The 19880-nt window shown below is 33.5% G+C and carries 18 protein-coding genes, 1 pseudogene and 1 riboswitch; of the genes and pseudogenes, 14 read left to right on the top strand and 5 right to left on the bottom strand.

The window, feature by feature from the left end:
- Positions 1 to 93 precede the first annotated feature (93 nt).
- From pdxR to tenA, 3 genes are all read left to right on the top strand, one after another.
- Positions 94 to 1542, top strand: coding sequence for a MocR-like pyridoxine biosynthesis transcription factor PdxR (gene pdxR, locus QUF93_RS15300; RefSeq protein ID WP_002119831.1), 1449 nt, complete (start codon positions 94 to 96; stop codon positions 1540 to 1542).
- Positions 1543 to 1546: 4 nt separating this feature from the next.
- Positions 1547 to 2461, top strand: coding sequence for a D-alanine--D-alanine ligase (locus QUF93_RS15295; RefSeq protein ID WP_289359327.1), 915 nt, complete (start codon positions 1547 to 1549; stop codon positions 2459 to 2461).
- Between the two features lie 73 nt (positions 2462 to 2534).
- A riboswitch (TPP riboswitch) is annotated at positions 2535 to 2640 on the top strand.
- Between the two features lie 125 nt (positions 2641 to 2765).
- Positions 2766 to 3455: a thiaminase II gene (gene tenA, locus QUF93_RS15290; protein WP_000144515.1), complete on the top strand. Its 690-nt coding sequence runs from the start codon at positions 2766 to 2768 to the stop codon at positions 3453 to 3455.
- 324 nt (positions 3456 to 3779) lie between these two features.
- On the opposite strand, the gene QUF93_RS15285 is transcribed toward tenA, so the two are convergent.
- On the bottom strand, positions 3780 to 3848 hold the full coding sequence (locus QUF93_RS15285; RefSeq protein ID WP_289360983.1) for an exosporium leader peptide-containing protein: 69 nt from the start codon (positions 3846 to 3848) through the stop codon (positions 3780 to 3782).
- 157 nt (positions 3849 to 4005) lie between these two features.
- On the bottom strand, positions 4006 to 4233 hold the full coding sequence (locus QUF93_RS15280) for a hypothetical protein (protein ID WP_289375636.1): 228 nt from the start codon (positions 4231 to 4233) through the stop codon (positions 4006 to 4008).
- Positions 4234 to 4811: 578 nt separating this feature from the next.
- Between QUF93_RS15280 and QUF93_RS15275 the strand changes: the two are divergent.
- From QUF93_RS15275 to QUF93_RS15265, 3 genes and pseudogenes are all read left to right on the top strand, one after another.
- Positions 4812 to 5146 (top strand): annotated as a pseudogene (locus QUF93_RS15275) (ArpU family phage packaging/lysis transcriptional regulator).
- Positions 5147 to 5523: 377 nt separating this feature from the next.
- Complete coding sequence (locus QUF93_RS15270) at positions 5524 to 6615, top strand: Vgb family protein (RefSeq protein WP_289359319.1); 1092 nt, start codon at positions 5524 to 5526, stop codon at positions 6613 to 6615.
- Between the two features lie 672 nt (positions 6616 to 7287).
- Positions 7288 to 8148, top strand: coding sequence for a terminase small subunit (locus QUF93_RS15265; protein ID WP_289359318.1), 861 nt, complete (start codon positions 7288 to 7290; stop codon positions 8146 to 8148).
- A 140-nt stretch (positions 8149 to 8288) separates the two neighbouring features.
- On the opposite strand, the gene QUF93_RS15260 is transcribed toward QUF93_RS15265, so the two are convergent.
- Entirely contained in the window at positions 8289 to 8546 is a 258-nt protein-coding gene (locus QUF93_RS15260) for a hypothetical protein (protein ID WP_289359317.1), read from the bottom strand.
- A 414-nt stretch (positions 8547 to 8960) separates the two neighbouring features.
- Here QUF93_RS15260 and QUF93_RS15255 point away from each other — a divergent pair, with 414 nt between their 5' ends.
- The 3 genes from QUF93_RS15255 to QUF93_RS15245 all read left to right on the top strand — a co-directional run bounded on the left by QUF93_RS15255 (position 8961) and on the right by QUF93_RS15245 (position 12868).
- Entirely contained in the window at positions 8961 to 11348 is a 2388-nt protein-coding gene (locus tag QUF93_RS15255) for an RNaseH domain-containing protein (RefSeq protein ID WP_289359316.1), read from the top strand.
- Between the two features lie 206 nt (positions 11349 to 11554).
- A complete protein-coding gene (locus QUF93_RS15250; RefSeq protein WP_289375634.1) occupies positions 11555 to 12322 on the top strand; it encodes a DUF3959 family protein in 768 nt (255 codons plus the stop codon).
- A gap of 129 nt (positions 12323 to 12451) precedes the next feature.
- Positions 12452 to 12868: a DUF3995 domain-containing protein gene (locus QUF93_RS15245; RefSeq protein WP_289359315.1), complete on the top strand. Its 417-nt coding sequence runs from the start codon at positions 12452 to 12454 to the stop codon at positions 12866 to 12868.
- 851 nt (positions 12869 to 13719) lie between these two features.
- Here the strand turns inward: QUF93_RS15245 and QUF93_RS15240 are convergent.
- Positions 13720 to 13911, bottom strand: a complete 192-nt coding sequence (locus QUF93_RS15240) for a hypothetical protein (RefSeq protein WP_289359314.1) — start codon at positions 13909 to 13911, stop codon at positions 13720 to 13722.
- A gap of 274 nt (positions 13912 to 14185) precedes the next feature.
- Positions 14186 to 14398 carry a hypothetical protein gene (locus QUF93_RS15235; RefSeq protein WP_002119815.1) on the bottom strand — a complete coding sequence of 71 codons (213 nt, stop codon included), beginning with the start codon at positions 14396 to 14398 and terminating at the stop codon, positions 14186 to 14188.
- Between the two features lie 295 nt (positions 14399 to 14693).
- On the opposite strand from QUF93_RS15235, the gene QUF93_RS15230 reads away from it, so the two are divergent.
- From QUF93_RS15230 to QUF93_RS15210, 5 genes are all read left to right on the top strand, one after another.
- Positions 14694 to 15698, top strand: coding sequence for a DUF1835 domain-containing protein (locus tag QUF93_RS15230; protein ID WP_289375633.1), 1005 nt, complete (start codon positions 14694 to 14696; stop codon positions 15696 to 15698).
- A 149-nt stretch (positions 15699 to 15847) separates the two neighbouring features.
- Positions 15848 to 16252, top strand: a complete 405-nt coding sequence (locus QUF93_RS15225) for a hypothetical protein (RefSeq protein WP_289359311.1) — start codon at positions 15848 to 15850, stop codon at positions 16250 to 16252.
- A 160-nt stretch (positions 16253 to 16412) separates the two neighbouring features.
- On the top strand, positions 16413 to 17648 hold the full coding sequence (locus QUF93_RS15220; protein WP_289375631.1) for a cytochrome P450 family protein: 1236 nt from the start codon (positions 16413 to 16415) through the stop codon (positions 17646 to 17648).
- 267 nt (positions 17649 to 17915) lie between these two features.
- A complete protein-coding gene (locus QUF93_RS15215; protein ID WP_289359309.1) occupies positions 17916 to 19199 on the top strand; it encodes an MFS transporter in 1284 nt (427 codons plus the stop codon).
- Entirely contained in the window at positions 19189 to 19821 is a 633-nt protein-coding gene (locus QUF93_RS15210) for a Vat family streptogramin A O-acetyltransferase (protein WP_002119807.1), read from the top strand. Before QUF93_RS15215 ends, QUF93_RS15210 begins: the two co-directional genes overlap by 11 nt.
- The last annotated feature ends 59 nt before the right edge of the window (positions 19822 to 19880 follow it).

The raw sequence follows: 19880 nt of genomic DNA, 5'->3' as shown, positions 1-19880 counted from the left end.
TGATAACCGTACCGCTATGCATAAAAAATACATATGTAGTGGACCTTTTGAGAAGGAAATAAATATGCAAAAATAATTGCAGGGGGTAAGGAATTGTTTAAGGATTTTAAAGTTGTAAAAGATCGTCCCGTTTATATTCAATTAAAGGATTATTTGAAAAAGATGATTATGAAAGGGCATTTGTTAGGGAACCAAAAAATCCCATCAACCCGCGAACTGAGTGAATTACTATCTGTGAGCAGAAATACAGTACTCGCTGCTTATGCGGATTTAGAACAAGAAGGATTAATTTATGCAGTTAAAGGAAAAGGAAATTTTGTTGCGAAGGTGGATATATCTAACACCTCGTCTGTTGAAATAGATTGGAAAAATAAACTCAATACAGTTACCGCATTAGCGGATGAATTAGATTTAATGAAACATGGTGTTCGCTGGGAAAAAGGAATGATTGTTTTTAATAGTATTGCCCCGGATGAAAAGCTATTTGATGTTGAAAATTTCAAAAGAGCTTTTCTTACTCGTATGTCCATTGAAGGGGATATCGTATTGAACTACGGATATGCAAAAGGTTATAGACCGTTAATGAATTATTTACTTCATTACATGGAAATGAAAGGTGTAGATATTTCGAACAAAGATATTCTAATTACAAATGGATTTACAGAAGGATTAGATATTGTATTATCTTCTTTATCGAAGAAATCAGGGCGTGTTATTTGTGAGAACCCAACTCACCATGCTGCATTGAAGCTTTTTCGTTTACATGGACTTGAAGTTCATGGGATTAATATGAATGATGATGGTATTGATACGAATGAAGTAGAAAAAAGTTTGCGTGAAATGGATTTTGATTTTGCGTATTTAATTCCTTCTTATCATAATCCAACTGGTATTGTTACGAGTTCGGAGAAAAGAACGGAATTGATGAGGTTATTTTCAAAATACAAGATTCCTATTATAGAAGATGGATTTAATGAAGAATTACGTTATTCAGGTTCACATTTAGCGCCATTATTAACTTTTTCTGGGGCTGGTAATAATGTGATTTATATTAGTAGCTTTTCGAAGGTACTTTTCCCTGGTTTACGTGTAGGTTGGATTATTGCAGATAAAGAACTGATACATTATTTAGAAAGTGTAAAAAGAGCAAGAACGATTCACACTTCTACGTTAGATCAAGCTGTTCTGTTTCAATATTTACATGAAGGATATTTTGAAAAATATTTAAAAAAAGCAAGATCTGTTTATAAGAAAAAATATGAGTTAGCTGTTGAGGCATGTAATCAGTACATTCCGTTTAAAAGAATGACTGGAGATGGTGGACTTCATTTATTTATAGAGTTAGAAGAAAAAATTAATGCCCGCACACTTTTACAAAAGTGTTATGAGAAAGGCGTAACGTTTTCTCCTGGAGATGTTTTTTATTCTGATGGAGGAGGAGTGAATACCTTCCGATTAGGCTTTTCACGTTTGAAAGAAAAGGAAATAGTTAGCGGGATTCAAATAATTGGTGACACATTAAAAAATGAAATTTGGAGATGAGAAGATGAGAATTGGCGTTATTATGGGAGGAGTATCCTCTGAAAAACAAGTATCAATTATGACTGGGAATGAAATGATTGCACATTTAGATAAGAGTAAGTATGAAATAGTTCCAATTACGTTAAATGAAAAAATGGATTTAATTGAAAAAGCGAAAGACATTGATTTTGCATTGCTAGCATTACACGGAAAATACGGAGAAGATGGGACAGTTCAAGGAACGCTTGAGAGTTTAGGTATTCCATATAGCGGCAGCAACATGTTATCTAGCGGTATATGTATGGACAAAAATCTTTCAAAAAAGATTTTGCGTTATGAAGGAGTAGAAACACCAGATTGGATTGAACTTACAAAAATGGAGGATCTAAAGCTTGAAGAGTTAGATAAGCTAGGATTTCCGTTAGTGGTAAAACCAAACTCTGGCGGCTCGAGTGTTGGAGTAAAGATCGTCAATGATAAAAATGAATTAATCTCTATGCTAGAAACTGTATTCGAATGGGATTCTGAAGTCGTAATTGAGAAGTATATAAAAGGTGACGAGATTACATGTTCAATTTTTGATGGGCAACAGTTACCTATCATTTCAATTCGACATGCTGCTGAGTTCTTTGACTACAATGCAAAATATGATGATACTAGTACAGTTGAAGAAGTTGTAGAACTTCCAGCTGAAGTACAGGAACGTGTAAATAAAGCGTCACTGGCTTGTTATAAAGTATTAAAATGTAGTGTTTATGCAAGGGTTGATATGATGGTGAAGGACGGAATTCCATATGTAATGGAGGTTAATACATTACCAGGGATGACACAATCAAGTTTACTGCCAAAAAGTGCAGATGCGGCTGGAATTAATTATAGTAAACTATTAGATATGATAATTGAAACTTCATTAAAAGTAAGGAAAGAAGAAGGTTTTTAAGATAATTGTACAATTAAAACTTTTGATAGTTCCACGAAGTATGCTATGATAATTACAATACGACAACTAAATATTTATCCACTAGGGGGGCCTTTTATAGGCTGAGATCAAATGGAATTTTGAGACTCTTAGTACCTGATCTGGTTAATGCCAGCGTAGGGAAGTGGGAAAGACAAGATATTTAATGCATAAATTAATATCGTCTAATTCACTTTCTTTACGCCTGTAAAGAAAGTTTTTTTATTTTACAGCTTTAATATATGGGATAAATACTTATGTTTTATAAACTATTGGAGGGATTTAAATGACTTTTTCACAATCATTACGTAAAGAAGTAGATTCAATTTGGGAAGCAAGTTTTAATCACCCTTTTGTAAAAAAACTTGGCGAAGGAACGTTAGATTTAGCTAGTTTTCGTTATTATGTGCTTCAAGATTCGTATTATTTAAGTCATTTTGCTAGAGTACAAACGTTAGGTGCTGCAAAGGCTCTTGAATTAGAAACGACGGCTCGTATGGCGCATCATGCACAAAATACTTATGAAGCTGAGTTATCATTACATGAGAATTTCGCAAAAAAATTAGGGATTACGAAAGAAGAAAAAGATAATTTTATTCCTGCGCCAACTGCATATGCATATACATCTCATATGTATCGTGCAGCTTATGAAGGGCATTTAGGAGATATTATTGCAGCTATTTTACCTTGTTATTGGTTATATTATGAAATCGGTGAACGTTTAAAAGTGTGTCAACCTGAAGAGCCAATTTATCAAGAATGGATTTCTGCTTATGGATCTGATTGGTTCCGCACGTTAGTTGAGGAACAGATTGCTCGATTAGATGCTATAGCTGAGACAGTAACAGAGGCAGATCGTAATCGTATGAAACAGCATTTTATTATTAGTAGTCAATATGAATATTCATTTTGGGATATGGCTTATACATTAGAAAAGTGGCCAGTGAATACTGATGTAAAAGATGTAATTGGATAAAGAGTAGAGGTATTGCTATACATAGGTATAGACAATACCTTTTTTTATAGTTTTTTGATGATCAAGACAAATGAAGAAAGGAAGTAAGAATTATATGGAAAAATTACGGTTATTAACATTGTTGTATTCATTTGCAAAATCAAATGATTCGATTTCAAAGGTAACAATTACGTCGGTAAGGGTAGGTATAACTTGATCAATATCGTTTTTTATAGCTCGAAATGCAGATTCTATTGTGTTTGGCTCAGTCTGTCCCGTGATTCCGGTAGGCCCAGTATCGCCAGTCGGTCCAGTGTTGCCAGTGGACCCGGTAACACCTGGGGGTTACATAGGTGGGAGTGTAGGTCCGATTGAACCTGGATTTAATGCAGCGGAGGATAAAAACTTGTCCAATATAATTCACCTCTGAAAAATTCGTGTTACTAATAGTAAAGGCAATGATAGAGCAAAGCGAAATGGACAAGCGATTGTATATGTGGAATTTAATAAAATAGTGATTTTAAAAAGACTACTACCTCAGTTTCTTATGTGAGTAGTAAAGTGACTTCCATTATTCGTGGTTTAAATGAAGTGGTATTGGTTTTAACTCGACCTCAAATAATTCACTTTCAAGTTCATTAAGTGCAAACATTGATACAGGGTATGGAGATGTATTAGACAAAACTTGTGATGAAATAGATTCTCCTGATGATGAGAAAAATGTAACAAACACTTTTGAAAGTGGAGGGACCATAATGATTACACGGTCAGTTTTTTGTAACGTATTAACCAACTCCAAAATTATATAGTTTTATAAGAATTTAAAACTATATTCGATAAATATGCGGATATTTTTATTAATGCTTTTCCATTAGTGAATGGAGAAAATTAATATTCATTGTAAACAATCTAAGAGCACACATATATGTGTACTCTTAGATTAGAAAGATAGTTTTCTATGAGTGGGGGCCTCATAAAATATCATATGCTTGTCCGATTTAAATGTGAGAAGATTTTTAATAAAACGCTATATTAATACGAGATGAGGGAGTGAAATGGAACAATTATCTATATTTGAAATGGATGAAACGAAAATCAAGTTGTATGAAGCATTGAAAGCTAATAACTACAATTGGTATCGAGGCTCACAATGGCATTCGCAGTCGCATTTTTTATGTTTCTTCCGGTAGCACTGATGTGAACGGTCGTAATAGTAGTTTGGCATAAAATCACGCACCTGCTTTTTAGTACATGCTATGCGAGGAGTAGGAGAGAGGCTTGGACAATAGAGTATAGTTATTTAAGCGTAAGGTAAGACGTAAATAGAAAAGACCATCTCATTTATTGTCATTTTTTGAGGACATCGATGAAAAAGAGATGCGTAGACTTGTGGTGAAAGAGCTGAAAAACTACAAAGCATTGTGCGTCCGGATGAAAAATCAAGAAGAACAGGCTCAAGCGGGGGGCGTTGTTTTTTTTCCGAAAATGAAAGGTGACGATAAGAATCATGAGATACGTTTTAAACAAATTGAACGGACGTTACAATACGCGCTTGATGAAGATGAACGCAAGATAATTGAAATGAAATACCTGGGGAATCGCAAGGTTAAAGATTCTTTTGTGTACAATGAATTAATGATAAAACGTGATCCTTTTTATCAGAAGAAAAAAGTGCTATTCAGTTGATAGCTACGGCTTTGGGGATTATATAAACGTGGTTTTAGTAAATTGAAAATGAAATAATAGCTTTTTGTGTTCTTGATATAGATTGTTATATGATACGTGTAACTCTAAAGGAATGTTTTTATAGTGAAAAGAAGATCTGAACTGAAAGACGGATTAAGGAACTGTTGAGTAGCAATAAAGTTCCTCCACTAAAGGGCCAGATTGTGGAGGAAACAGAAAGAGTAAGAATACTGATTAAAGATCATTTGTGAAACGTTTTACTTAAACTAAACGTGGCAGGTTACTTTAAAAATATGCTATATTATCAGCTGCATGTCCTATACGAAAAAATCTCCGTAAGCATATATTAATTTAGGTAAAAGCTAGTTTTTTATTTAAAATATGTTTTTAAAAGGGTGATAAAATGCATAATCAAAAAGATCAGGACAGGTGCTTCCAGTGCGACTTTCTCTACATTGGTGATAGCTTCGACGACACTGTGAAGACTTTCGACCCGAAAACAGGGAAGTTCCTTGGCACTTTTGTCGCACCAAATAGTGGAAACTTGCATGGTCCCCGGGGACTTATCTTTAACCATGTGGGCAATCTCCTTGTCACTAACCAGAACGTCGGGCAAACCGAGAATGGCGACGTATTGAAGTTGAATGGGCAAACCGGGGCGTTTCTGGGCGAACTCGTCCGTTCAGCCGAACCAGGCGCTCCGTTGGCACCGCGCGGTATCTTACTCTCCAAACATAATGTCCTGTTTGTGGCGGATTTGGGTGACTTCGACTTCAACACGGGCATAGAAGTGCCTGGAGAAGTGCGGATGTACAATGGTTCCACTGGGATGTTTCTAGGCAACGTCGACCACCCCTGCTTCAACCCTTTCCACCCCCGCGGATTGGTCTTCGGTCCTGACGGCTTGCTGTATGTCTCCGTCATTGACTTTTTAGATTCGAATAAAGGCTGGGTGCTGCGCTTCAACCTGAAATCAGGGGGATTCGATGTGTTTATTGTGAGTGATAACAAGAACAAACTCCATCGTCCCGAAGGTTTAGTCTTCGGTCCTGACGGCAACCTCTACGTCACTAGTTTCAAAAAACTTGATGACCCTAATGACACCGACAAAATTCTGATCTTCGATGGTGATACTGGCGAGTTTATCGACAAGATTGACCTCTATGCCCCGGGAAAACCACGTGCTTTCGCACAGGCACTCCTTTTTGGACCGAATGGAAAGTTGTTTGTCCCTATTACGGGCCCGTTTGACAATGCTACGGGGGCCCCTACAGGCGAATTTACCGGTTCAGTACGGCGTTATAATGTCCATAGCAAGAAGTTCAAGGAGGTGGTCCCCCCTTATAAAAAGGGCGGCCCATTGGGAGTGCCGTGGTACCTGACGTTTGGCAATACGAATCCCGCAACACTAGCTTACCGGTGTAACCGGGAAGAGAGCAGCCACCATCATCATCATCAACCTCATGAGGAAAGTAGTAACGAGAGCAGTAGTTAATATTTGAATATATAAGGAAAGACCGCTTCTAGAGTTTAGAACGGTCTTTTTAAACCTTCTAAAAGGTTAGATTCACAATATCCTATGATTTGTTAAACGATATTCCATATTCAGCGAACGGGTGCTTGTCTTGAATAAGATTTAAGCAATGATCTTCAACAATCGGGAACGATTGTTGAGCAAACACAGGTAGAAGAATGATTAAACTTTTTTATGAAAAATTATTCACTAGCAACAAATAACCCAAGGATTTTGATCAAAATGATTAGGTTTCTTCTGTTGAAAAATCAATTTTTGTAGCATGCTTTTGATCAAACTTTATTACAAACCACTAGCATTCACGGCAAGCTTATGGGTTAATAATTAATCTACGGCAAAGATATGCTTCCTTTAGTGGCAACTTTATGGGTAAAGTCACATAGATGATACTGTTTTAGAAGAAATACGTAATCAAAGGTGAAAGCGATGAATTACGATGACTTAACTACAAGAATAACCTGGCATGTTTTATCTGATGTGAATGGAATTATGACAGTGGCTTTTTGTAATAACAAACATGTAGTTGCAATTGTGTCAGGACCATCACAAGAAATACATATGAAATTGAAAGAGAGTTTTACTTGATTGTTTGAACAAAACAAACTCGAACGTGAGATGGCAGGTGAAATGTAGATGGCGAGACAGCGTAGTCCAGACCGTGATAAAGCATTCGAAATATACAAAGCAAGCAACGGTGAGAAGCCACTTGTTGAGATTGCAAAGGAGTTAAATCTAAAGCCGTCTCAAATCAGAAAATGGAAATCACAAGATAAATGGGACGAACAATTAAAAGGTAACGTTACTATTGCGAAAAGGAGCGTTACTAATGTTAAAAATCCCGAGACAAAAGCTAAGTTAAAAAAGATGCTAGATGATGAAGAGCTGACGGAACAAGAACGGCTCTTTTGTTTGTATTACGTGAAGTACTTTAACGGTACACAAGCTGTATTGAAAGCTGGTTACGCAAAGAGTAGCGCTCATGTTACGAGTAGCCGGTTACTTAGAAGAGAGCGTGTAGCAACGTACATTCGAGAGATTAAAGGTGAAATGGTTGAGAATATCTTCTTTGAAGCGATGGATGTATTGAATGAGTACATCAAGATTGCGTTTGCGGATATTACGAGTTACGTAACTTTTGGCCAAAAAGATTTACAAGTTATGGGACCGTTTGGACCTGTGAAAGATGAAGACGAGAATCCAGTTATGAGAACCATTAGTTATGTTGATTTTAATGAATCGGATATGGTTGATGGCTCTATCATTACAGAAGTGAAAAAGGGCAAAGAAGGCGTATCTATCAAGCTTGCTGACAAGATGAAAGCACTTGATAAACTGGCGATGTATTTCGATTTAGTGCCGGATAACTTCAAACGAAAAATTGAAGAAGAGCGTCATCGTATGCAAAAAGAGATGTATGATGCACAGATAAAGAAAGCTAACGCTGAGACTGAAGCACTAACTGGTAAAGGGAAGAATGAACCAATCGAGATTTAAATTACTTTCTTGTTGGTGGCTATGGCTCATTAGTACACGCTATGCGAAGAATAGGAAGGACAATAGAGTATAGTTATTTAAGCGTAAGGTAAGACGTAAATAGAAAAGACCATCTCATTTAGAGACAGTCTTTTTAATTACTATAATCTAGCATTTATCAGTCCCAAAGACATGTTCTTTGCCTTTAAGTTGGCACTGAAAATATTACCAATGTTTCCTTTTACAATGACAACAAATAAAGAAGCATTTACAGCGACACTTATTTCGCTTAAACTTCCAATCATCATCACAATGGTGCTTTTCTTTAGATTTCCACCAATCATCATCACAATGGTGTTTTTCTTTAGATTTTCACCAGTCATCACAACAATGCTTTTTCTTAGAACTCCAACAATCATTATTCCAGGACATTCTTTTATAACTCCCTTCAATTAGGGTTCATATTATTCTATGTTTTAGTAAAAAAACGGCTTGTTTATTAACCTATTATTATATTATTAAATGAAAAAGTGCTTTCTATTAGATATAGAATTTATTGTTGGTTTTTTAGTTTTTTGTAAAATTATTGTAAATAATAAATACAATACACTTATATATTATATAATCAGAATGTATAATTTTAATGATGTTAGAGGGTGATGTAAATGATAATTACTTTAAACTTTTAAAATAGTTGTTTTAATAACTTATAATTCGAATAAAACGTTATTTGTTTTTCTTTTAAATACTTGGTTTAAATTGATTAGATTAAGTAACGGTTTTTTCTAGTTTTTTGATGATCAAGACAAATGAAGAAAGGAAGTAATCATTATATGGAAAAATTGCGGTTATTAACATTTGAAAATATAGTAGCACCCCTTTTAAACGAAAGTGTATCATTTATATATTTTCCTATTGAATGGCTGGACATTGTAGAAATACATTATAAGACGTTTTTATTAACGAGTAAGTTGAAACGTTTGAATGAAAGATTGTATGATATGTTTTCTGATATATTGTTTATTCAGCATAATCCGTATGTGTTAAATGAAAATACGCCATGGATTATATCAAAAGAACCTATAATACAAGAACAACTCGATTATATTTTTCAAAGTTGGTATGAGGTCATTCATGATTGGAAACCGAACAAATTAATAGAACCACCCAAATATGAATGGCATAACGATTTAATTTCTAATTTGCCAGTCTTACATGATAATGAAACGTATGCTAAGTGGGTACCCGCTTTAATTTCACATATTTTTTGTGAATGCCCTGTACAAATGGAAGATAAAATTGAAGAAGAAATCTTTTTTTCTCCACTACGATCACAAAATATTTGTGAGGCCATGTCAGAACCAATTAAAGATGAAAAAACACAAGATTATTTCGCTTATGTATATCGGTTTGAATGCATAACTCGTGCAGGAGAGAATACCCCTTTATTAAATGTTTCAGTAGGCATTCGAAGATTCTATCAAGAATATAATCATCCAGACATACCGTTGCTTTTGAGACGAAAACGGGGCATGATATTGATTTCTACCCCAGATTCTGCATTAAATAATAAAAAGTTGAGGTTTGTAAAACTGAAAGTACAGCAAGCGACAAACGGTATGAAATGGATTAAGTTATTTAGAAATTTAAAAGATGATTTTCATATAGGTGGAGAAGTTGAACTAGATCATATACTCCAATATCCGAAAGACTATATCATCGGGACAAATATAACGGTGTTACTTCCATATAATGAGAGAATATATAAAGTGCAAGGTACTAAAATAAAATCTGGTATAAAAGTAAAGGATAGAGAGTATTTATTTAAAGAATTTCAGCAGAAATTCTCTTATTTCACATTACTCCCAGAATGTAAAAAGGTAGTAACAAATAATGAAAATGAATTATTTCCTTTAATTGCACCAAAAGGATTAGAGACCTTAACGTTAGAAGTTTGGTCCGACAATATATTAATGGAAGTAGAACAAGCATTAATTGATAGTGAAATTGTTTTAGCTAAGATTGGTGAGTCATCTTATGTATTAAATGCAGATTCTCCAGTATTGCTAAAGGTAGTGAGATTTAATATTGAAAAAGTGTTGCAAAACCCATATAAAATGCAGTATTGCCAGAAATATAAAACAAACCTTGTAGATGATGTTATGAAAGCTGTTTATGCAACTGCAGGAGAGCGGAGTGATGCGACATTAGCGTTAATCGCAATGGAAAATTGTGATGGGCGTGAGAAAATTGATCCAAAACAAATCGTTCGAGAAGGGTTTGCACGAACAAATCGTATTTCAGCATTTATTAATTTATTTATAGGCCAAAGTGTATCTCGTAAAACAATTGTAAATTGTATTCTTAGTTTATTAGAACAGAAAGGATTTTTGAAACGTAGTTGGAATAAGATAAGTTTACCTTGTACATATGTCAATTTATCAATTGAACGAATCTCGAAATTTGATTTCTTGCCTATTTTTTCAAAAATACAAGGAAGAGAAATTTCATATAAATTATATGGGAATACAGAGTGGCAAACGATTGAACGGTTATTATTAAATGTAAATAAACATAATGCATTTTTGCCGCAACCATCAAAAAGAAATGATATGGGGGCTCTTTTTAAACAATGTGTTTCCGAAACATTAATGGGAATTTTACAACATGCGAAAGAGCGGAATGAACAAATTTATTTCATTGTAGATGCGAATATGAGAAAATATTGGATAAAAGAGTTACAAAATGAAAAAATTGATATAGATATTGTACCTGAGATTGTTCCGAATATAAAAAAAGTTCCAAACTTAAACGTGATAAGAATAAATACAGATTTTGATGTACCATGCTACGGTATGATGGAATGTGATGATGTGACGGATGGTACAGGTTTATATGTGGATCAAAAAGGTATGTATTATAGCACTGGCGAATACGCATTACATTGTAGTGAAATTTTGCAGCGATATATACTTGAAATTCTACCGTTAGGTGTAAAACCTGTAGAAAGGGATTATGTCGTAAAAATGATTCATTACATGTGCTGTAATTCAAGTATGCTCTTGGAAAAGAATATACACATGACATATTCCATGCATATGGCTAAAGTAATAAAAAGTTACATGACTGATATAGATGTAAGAGAGCTTAAAGAGTTTGATGATGAATTGGATGTAGATATAATGAAAATAGAAAAGAAAGATTCAATTATTTTACTTTAAATAATAGTAAACAAATCCTGCTCGTTATATCGATCAGGATTTGTCATTTTTTTATGTAAATAATGCTATCCTTTGTCATGTATCATTTCTTTTAAGTATTTACTTTATTAACATACAGGATTAAGATGTTTTTTAGAAATACAAAAACTATATCATATGGAAAAACGAGTTTTATTAATTGAAAAAATTGAAAGGAATGGGGAATTGTGAAGAAATTAGATGTGCTATTAATGGTACTAAGCGGCCTCTTTCCAGTTGCGGGTATTATGAAGCAAATCCCTCTAGAACAATCTTTATTTATTGGAGGACTTTTATTTTTTACTAGTTTCGGTAGTTACTTTGCGAAAAAGATATATTCACGTATATGTAGCTGGATAGCGTATGCGCCATTTATAACATTACTGTTAGTCATTTGGAATCAGGATATTTCAACAAGTTCAATAATATTGAACGCGAAAATCGCCGCTTGCATTGCGTTAATTCCGTGTTTATTCCGGTTTCGTACATACGGGCTTACTTTGGGCTTATTTTCATTATGGGCCGCTTTACTATGGGATATAAAAGAAGTACAATCGTTAGTCATACTTGAGCGTATGACTAGTTTAATGACAAGCCATTACTTATATATTCTCCTTTTAGTTGGAGGACTTATATTAGGTGGATTACTTGCGATGTTATTACACCGTAAAGAGAAAGACACTGATAAAGAAAATACTAATTTATTTAAACAAAAAAAGAAACGTAAAAGGCTATCTTTTAAGATTCGCCTTCCAATATTACCGAAACTTAAAATGAAATTATTTAAGTTTAGTGGAAAAGCATCTAAACATAAAAAACCAGAAAGAGTCCATGAGCGTAATTACGAAGAACCAGTTGCGAAATATGAAATGACAGAGCAAATAGATCAGTACAATGAAGGCACTGTTCAAGGACAAACAAGGATGGAACGCCGAAGAAGTAGGTATAATGCATAATGAAATTTAGTAACCTCTTAATGATTAATCATTAAGGGGGTTTTTTATGTAATTAAATATAGGTTGCTTATGAGGGATTCATAGCATATTTTAAAGGTGGGGACTTAAATGAAATAATGGGAGGACAAAATGCTTATTATTATATATATTTCTGCTTGTATACTATTCTTAGTTAGCTTTTTACATGTTTATTGGGCTTTCGGAGGTAAGTGGGGGACAAATAGCGTCATTCCAACTGAATCTGGAGAAAAAGCATTTACACCTCGTGCAGGAATGACATTGTTCATTGCGTTATTATTAAGTGTGGCAGCAATAACTTTATTACAAGAAGCAAATGTTGTTCATTTTATAATTCCTACTTTTATTGTTCAAATGGGTTCCTGGATTTGTATGATTGTTTTTTTCATAAGAGTAATTGGTGAGTTTAATTATTTTGGAATCTTTAAACGAAAAAAAGATACGCATTTTGCTAGAATGGATACTATTTTATATATTCCTCTTTGTGCATTTTTATCTTTATCCTTCTTATTAGCAATTATAATGTGAACATATAAAAGATAATTATGTGTTGTAAACGTGGATATCAAATAAGCGGTTTCTGTGCAATCAGAAACCGCTTATTTGTATGATTGTAAACATCGGCTATTTGGGAACTATTTACTTTGCTAAAGTAATAGAGAAGGCTTAGAATTGGTCAGAAAAATAGTGTGTGAAATATAAATAAAAAGGACAAGCAGTCGTACCTACTGTCCTTTAAAGGAGAAAAGTCTTTTATTTTAGAACTACGAATAAACAAAAAATCTGTTTGTAATTAGTTTTACCCCAAATATACATGCCTATACAAAAAAGGGATAAGTAAAAAATACTTATCCCAGGAAGGGAAATCCAAAACACCAAAATGGCTTACATTGGTATGCAGGTTCAAAAGTAGTATATGTAAAACGAAAAATCTTATACAAAAAGTAGACAAGCAAAATAGAGAGTCCAATGAGTTAGCCAACTGCGAAAAATTGCTTTCCCATTTCACGAAGAGTAAAGCTATTAGTTCAAATGGTTTGTTGGTAATATTTTTGATATTAAAAAAAGTATACAGAGAAAGAAAATAAGTGAAGAACCTACATGCTTCCAGTGGATTGTATCTATTACGGTGTATATGAAATTATTCAGTTAATCAGTGAATCAAAAGGCGAAAGAAGATATTGAATATTATACAATTACGCGGAATATAAAAGGGACATAGCTAATGTATAGTTACACTAGCTGGATAGATATCTTGAAACAAAATCGAAAAAGAGCGCTAGAACAAGAAACTAATAACCACTTAGAAAGATATGTAAGAGGTGGACGAGTAAAGGAAACGAATCTGAAAGAAATGAAGCGTGATTTAGTTTTAGATTCTATGAATGATGCATTTTCTTCATTTTTTTTGTGCCTAAAATACAACTAATAATTGCGAGTAATGCATTTGAAGAAATGGAATGTACGGTCCAATAAATTCCTGTTCCAGCAATTAAATCAATAATTATAAATTTTTTAATTGCCGAACTTTTTACCACATGAAAAACAAATTGATTGTTAGTATTATTCAATGTTATCACATCCCTTATCTTTTTTTTAATATATGACAAGGCGTGCTTGTTCTAGTCTTTATGTAGTAGGACAAGATCTTCGTGTCCTACTTAATACTCAGAAAAAACCTCTAATCACATTAGGGCATCCAATTGTAAGGGTGCTCTTATTTTTTGGAAAATTATCATGAACATTATTTCTATGTATAGTAGGATTCAATAGGGAAGGACTAACTAGAAATAGTATTCGAAGTAAAGAAGAATCCAAACGGTTTCATTTTAATTATAATGTTCTTTAACCTTTGATTTTAAATTTATCTTTCACGTTTATAAATATTAAAAATAATATAATAGCAGAAATTAAATTAGACAAGTAGAAATCTTGATGAAACATTAGTTCAAAGATGACATCGAAAGTATATAATAAAGCGATAGCAGGTAATATACAAATAAATATAAATCTCCAATTTTTTAAATAATGTTTATAATTTGTAAGTACTTTCTCCATAAATGTTGCTCCTGTAATTTTTATTTTCTATATAATTATACATTTAAATACAAAGATTTACAAAATGTTTAATAATTATTTAATATTTATTGTGATTTGGATAGATCAGGGATACGTAAAAAATATTATAGGTTTATATCTTTAGAGAATTGTAGGAAAAGCGTTTTGGTAAAAATTTAGATGGTTGCAGCAATCAGTATATAAAATGATTTGACTTTAAAAAGACTTTTAAACAAATATGCTAAAATGATACACTATAATCTACGTTATTTTAGAAATGAATAGAGGGATTTATATGATAGATAAAATTAAAAATGTTGTTGAGGATATGTATGAAGATGAAGCAAAACATTTACTTCAAAGTATTCTTATACAGTTAGATGTATTAGATGAGAATTATAGCGAAGATATGATAAAAAATTTAACGAGTATTCCTAAGCAACTGACGAATAATACATCTTATAAAAGAAATGTAAAAGAAAGTACACATATTCATATCACTTTTGATGAATCAACAGGCGGATGTTTAAAACATATGTTAAGTCAAGAAGAACTATTTGAGGAGAGTGTTGTTTCATTCTCTGAATTCTTTTCAATTGGACCGATACACAAGATACATACGAATGAAGGGCAACTAGCAAGAAAGCAATGGTTAGTAAACAACTTAACTGCTTATGATAGTTATTTTGAAGAAGAATATTTACCAAGATTTATGGAGACTTTAGATGAACTACATTCTATTCCTAATGAAACACCGATTACCATTTGGAAGGCAGATAACGCCCATGAACATGTAGGTCTTTGCTTTGTAATAGCTCAATTACAAGATAAGAAAAATATTCGTGTTATGAACACATCTGAAGCAAGTCGAAAACTTTTAAAAAGAGATTATGACATACGTGGCACAGGAGAATTAGCACCTGAAGATTTAGCATTTATCCGAAAAGGTTTTATAGAGTTATCACATTTAACCGAAGAGAACAGAAAAAATCTTGAACATGAGTGGAATAATTTATCAAATAGCACAGAATTTTTAAGAATTTGGAAAGACAATGTAGTGCATTCGGTGAAAGAAGACTATTTTGATCCATTTATTATTGAATGCGCGAAAAGAATAGGTGCTGATAAAGACTTCCTTAAAGCTCCGAGAGTAATTGGTGAAGCACTTGGCCTTGTGGAGCAATTAGTTGGAGATATGTTTTTAGAGTATCGCTTGAAAGCATTAATTAATCAAGATGTATTTGAATTTGAAGGTTCACTAGAAGAAATGCGTTTTTATAGTGTGAAGTTGAGAAAATAATAAATACATTCCGTTTATGAAAATCTTGTAGTTATAAAACTACAAGATTTATTTTTTAGTTGAATTTGGGCTATACATAAGCTTCCGATAGGTGTTATATCACATATGAATGTTAAAGGTAATGAATGAAAAGAAGGTGATTTGTTAATATGTATAGCCAACAAAATTATCCATATGATCAAACGATGTATTATAACCCACAAAACTACGGATATGAAGATGCAAATGAATTTAGAGATATTGAACAAGAGGATTATAGACCAGATGATGCGGAAGATGCCCCAACTTCACCACCACCGTCACAAGCTCCGTCGTTACCGTCTACATTCGCTTCTCCTGCACAAGCGGGCAATATGAAATCATGGATGTGTAATTGTCTTGGAAGATGGGGATATTTACGTTTGCATCGTCCGGGTCCTTTCGGAAGAGACTTATGGTTCTTTCCGACGGAAGTAAGAAGAAATGGGGTCTCAGGCTACACTTGGCAAGGTGGTCGACGCCGTAAAGTAAGTTATCGATATCAACAAATTAGTAATTTTATGTGCTTTGCATAATAGGAAGTGAGAGAGTAGAATAATTTTACTCTCTCACTTTTTTATTTTTCAATATACGAAGTAAGATTTTAATTGAAAATTTACAACTTTCTAGTTTTTATTGAAGTATAATTCAAATGTTGGGTTGATTTACACAAATAATTGAGAGTGAGGGAATGCAATGTCAATAAAAAATAAGGTTGGCCGAAAAATAGAAGATGGCATTAATTTAGCTTCTGCTCGGTTTAAAGAAGATGCTTATGAAATTTATAAAGAGTCGCGAAAAATACAACCTATTTTATTTGTTAATAAAGTCGAGATTGGTACAGAATGGCTTATTACAAGATATGAAGATGCACTGCCTCTTTTAAAAGATCCACGTTTAAAAAAAGATCCAACTAATGTGTTTTCACAAAATACAATGAACATGTTTCTTTCTGTTGACAATAGTGATTATTTAACTACGCATATGTTAAATTCAGATCCACCTAACCATAATCGTTTAAGGTCGCTAGTACAAAAAGCTTTTACACCGAAGATGATTACACAATTAGAAGGAAGAATTCAGCAAATCGCGGATGATTTAATAAGTGATGCTCAGCACAGGGGTACGTTAAATCTTGTAGATGATTATGCGTTTCCATTACCAATCATTGTAATAAGTGAAATGCTTGGTATTCCAAAAGAAGATCAAGAAAAGTTTAGAATTTGGTCGCATGCTGTCATTGCCTCACCAGTAACACCAGAAGAAATAAAAGAAACTGGACAGCAACTATCTGACTTTATTACATATCTTCAATATTTAGTTGATGTAAAACGACAAGATCCTAAAGAGGATGTGGTCAGCGCTTTAATACTTGCGGAAAGTGAGGGACATAAACTTAGTGCCCCGGAACTATATTCAATGATTATGTTACTTATCGTAGCGGGACACGAGACAACTGTGAATTTAATTACAAATACGGTATTAGCACTTCTCGAAAATCCTGATCAATTACAGTTATTAAAAGAAAATCCAAAACTAATTGATTCAGCTATTGAGGAAGGATTGCGATATTATTCTCCAGTTGAGATTACAACTGCAAGATGGGCGGCTGAACCTTTTCAAATTCACGATCAAACAATACAAAAAGGAGACATGGTTATTATTTCATTAGCTTCAGCAAACCGTGATGAAACAGTATTTGAAAAGCCAGAGGTATTCGATATTATACGAGAGAATAACCGTCACATTGCCTTTGGTCATGGAAGTCATTTCTGTTTAGGGGCTCCACTGGCTAGGTTAGAAGCAAAGATAGCTATTTCTACTTTGTTAAAGCGTTTGCCATCGTTACAAATAAAAGGTGAGCGTGAGAAAATTAATTGGCAAGGTAATTATTTAATGCGTTCTTTAGAGGAATTACCATTGTCTTTTTAGAATAGTTATATTGAGACATGCATACAAGACAAATGTTTTACATAGAGTATGTATGTGTTATTTAAATTCGAAACGGAAGGGTGAAAACATCCCAATGATCAACTAATTCTATTTGTAAGAGATCTTCGTTAAAAAACGAAATATTCTTCTGAATAGGATTAGTATGTGCATGTATAGAAAAGGGGTGTATTTCGCACTGCGAATATATAGTCTTTTCATATGATTTGTGCTGCCTCCTATTTAGAACACGAAATAGGAGGTTTTTTTATGTCGACGACTGTAGAAACGAAACAAAATCATGGGGTATCACAAGTATTAAAAAATCGATTTGTACAAGGGATTCTAGCATCAGCATTATTTTTACAAATTGGAATTTGGGTTCGTAACTTTGCGGTATTACTTTATGTTATGGAAATGACGAAAGGAGATGCATTCGCAATTTCCATGATTTCAGTTGCTGAATTTGCTCCAATTTTCATTTTTTCCTTTATTGGAGGAACTTTTGCTGATAGGTGGAAGCCAAAGAAGACAATGATATGGTGTGAAACGTTAAGTTCTATTTCAGTATTCGCTGTGTTAATTACTCTTATGTTTGGAACGTGGAAAATCGTGTTTTTTGTGACGCTCATTTCGGCAATCCTTTCACAGTTTTCCCAACCATCTGGAATGAAATTATTTAAACAACATTTATCGACAGAACAAATTCAATTAGCAATGTCTATATACCAAACGATATTTGCAATATTTATGGTGTTAGGACCGATTCTTGGAACATTTATCTTTCACAGTTTTGGAATCTATATTTCAATAATAATTACTGGTATCGCATTTTTACTTGCTGCAGTTGTTTTGTTATTTCTTCCGAAAGATCTTGAAAATGATAATGAGAAAAAAGAAATCACACTATTACAGGAAATGCTAGATGGTATTCAATATGTAAAAAAGAAAAAAGCATTAACTTTGCTCGGTCTATGTTTTATGGCGGCTGGACTCGGTATAGGGCTTATCCAGCCACTTGGAATATTTATTGTGACAGAACAACTAGGATTATCAAAAGAAAGTTTACAGTGGTTATTAACAGTAAATGGTGCAGGGATGATTGTCGGAGGAGCTTTAGCAATGATATTCGCGAAAAACGTGGCCCCGCAAAAGATGTTAATTGTAGGTATGCTCGGTCAGGCAATCGGAATTGGTATTATAGGCTATTCCACAGACTTATGGGTTACACTGACTGCACAACTTTTTAGTGGATTAGCTCTACCATGTATTCAAATTGGGATTAATACGCTTATCATTCAAAATAGTGACACGGATTTTATTGGTCGCGTAAACGGCATTTTAAGTCCGCTATTTACCGGTTCAATGGTAGTAACAATGAGTATTGCTGGCTCATTAAAGGAGATGTTTTCATTAAGTATGATGTATGAAGGAACGGCTTTACTTTTTATAATTGGATTATTGTTTATTTTACCTATATACAATTTAAAGCCAGTAATAGCAATAGAAAGTGAAATGAGTGGTAAAGGAAGTGCTGTACAAAATGAATCCTAATCCAAATGTTAAATACCCTATTGAAGGAAATCAAAATGTCCAATTTATAAAAAATACAATAACGAAAGCTAATATACTTGTTGGTGACTATTCTTATTATGATGCGAAAGATGGAGAAACTTTTGAAGATCGAGTATTACATCATTATGAATTTCTTGGAGATTGCCTTACCATTGGAAAATTTTGTTGCATTGCAAATGGAGTTACCTTTATTATGAACGGAGCAAATCATCGGATGGATGGATTTTCGGCATATCCATTTAATATCTTTGGAAATGGGTGGGAGAAGTATACACCTAGTTTGTCTGATTTACCATATAAAGGTGATACAGTTATAGGAAATGACGTTTGGATTGGTATGGATACAACGATTATGCCCGGAATAAGAATAGGGGATGGTGCAATCATTGCAGCTAAATCTGTTGTGACTAGAGACGTCGCACCATATACAATTGTTGGCGGAAACCCTGCAAATATAATAAAGGAACGATTTACAAATACAATAATAGAAGAATTATTGCAAATTCAATGGTGGCATTTTGACATTGAAAAAATAACTGAAAATATAGATGCTATTGTACAAGGAGATATTGAACCATTAAGAAAGCTAAAAAGGGAATAAAAAATGCATGACAAAGAGTATCATACCTCCGAATTTTGTTAATGATAATAGAACAAGGA

The organism is Bacillus hominis, assembly GCF_030348325.1.
Taxonomy (GTDB): domain Bacteria; phylum Bacillota; class Bacilli; order Bacillales; family Bacillaceae_G; genus Bacillus_A; species Bacillus_A hominis.
This window is presented reverse-complemented; position numbering and strand designations above follow the sequence as displayed.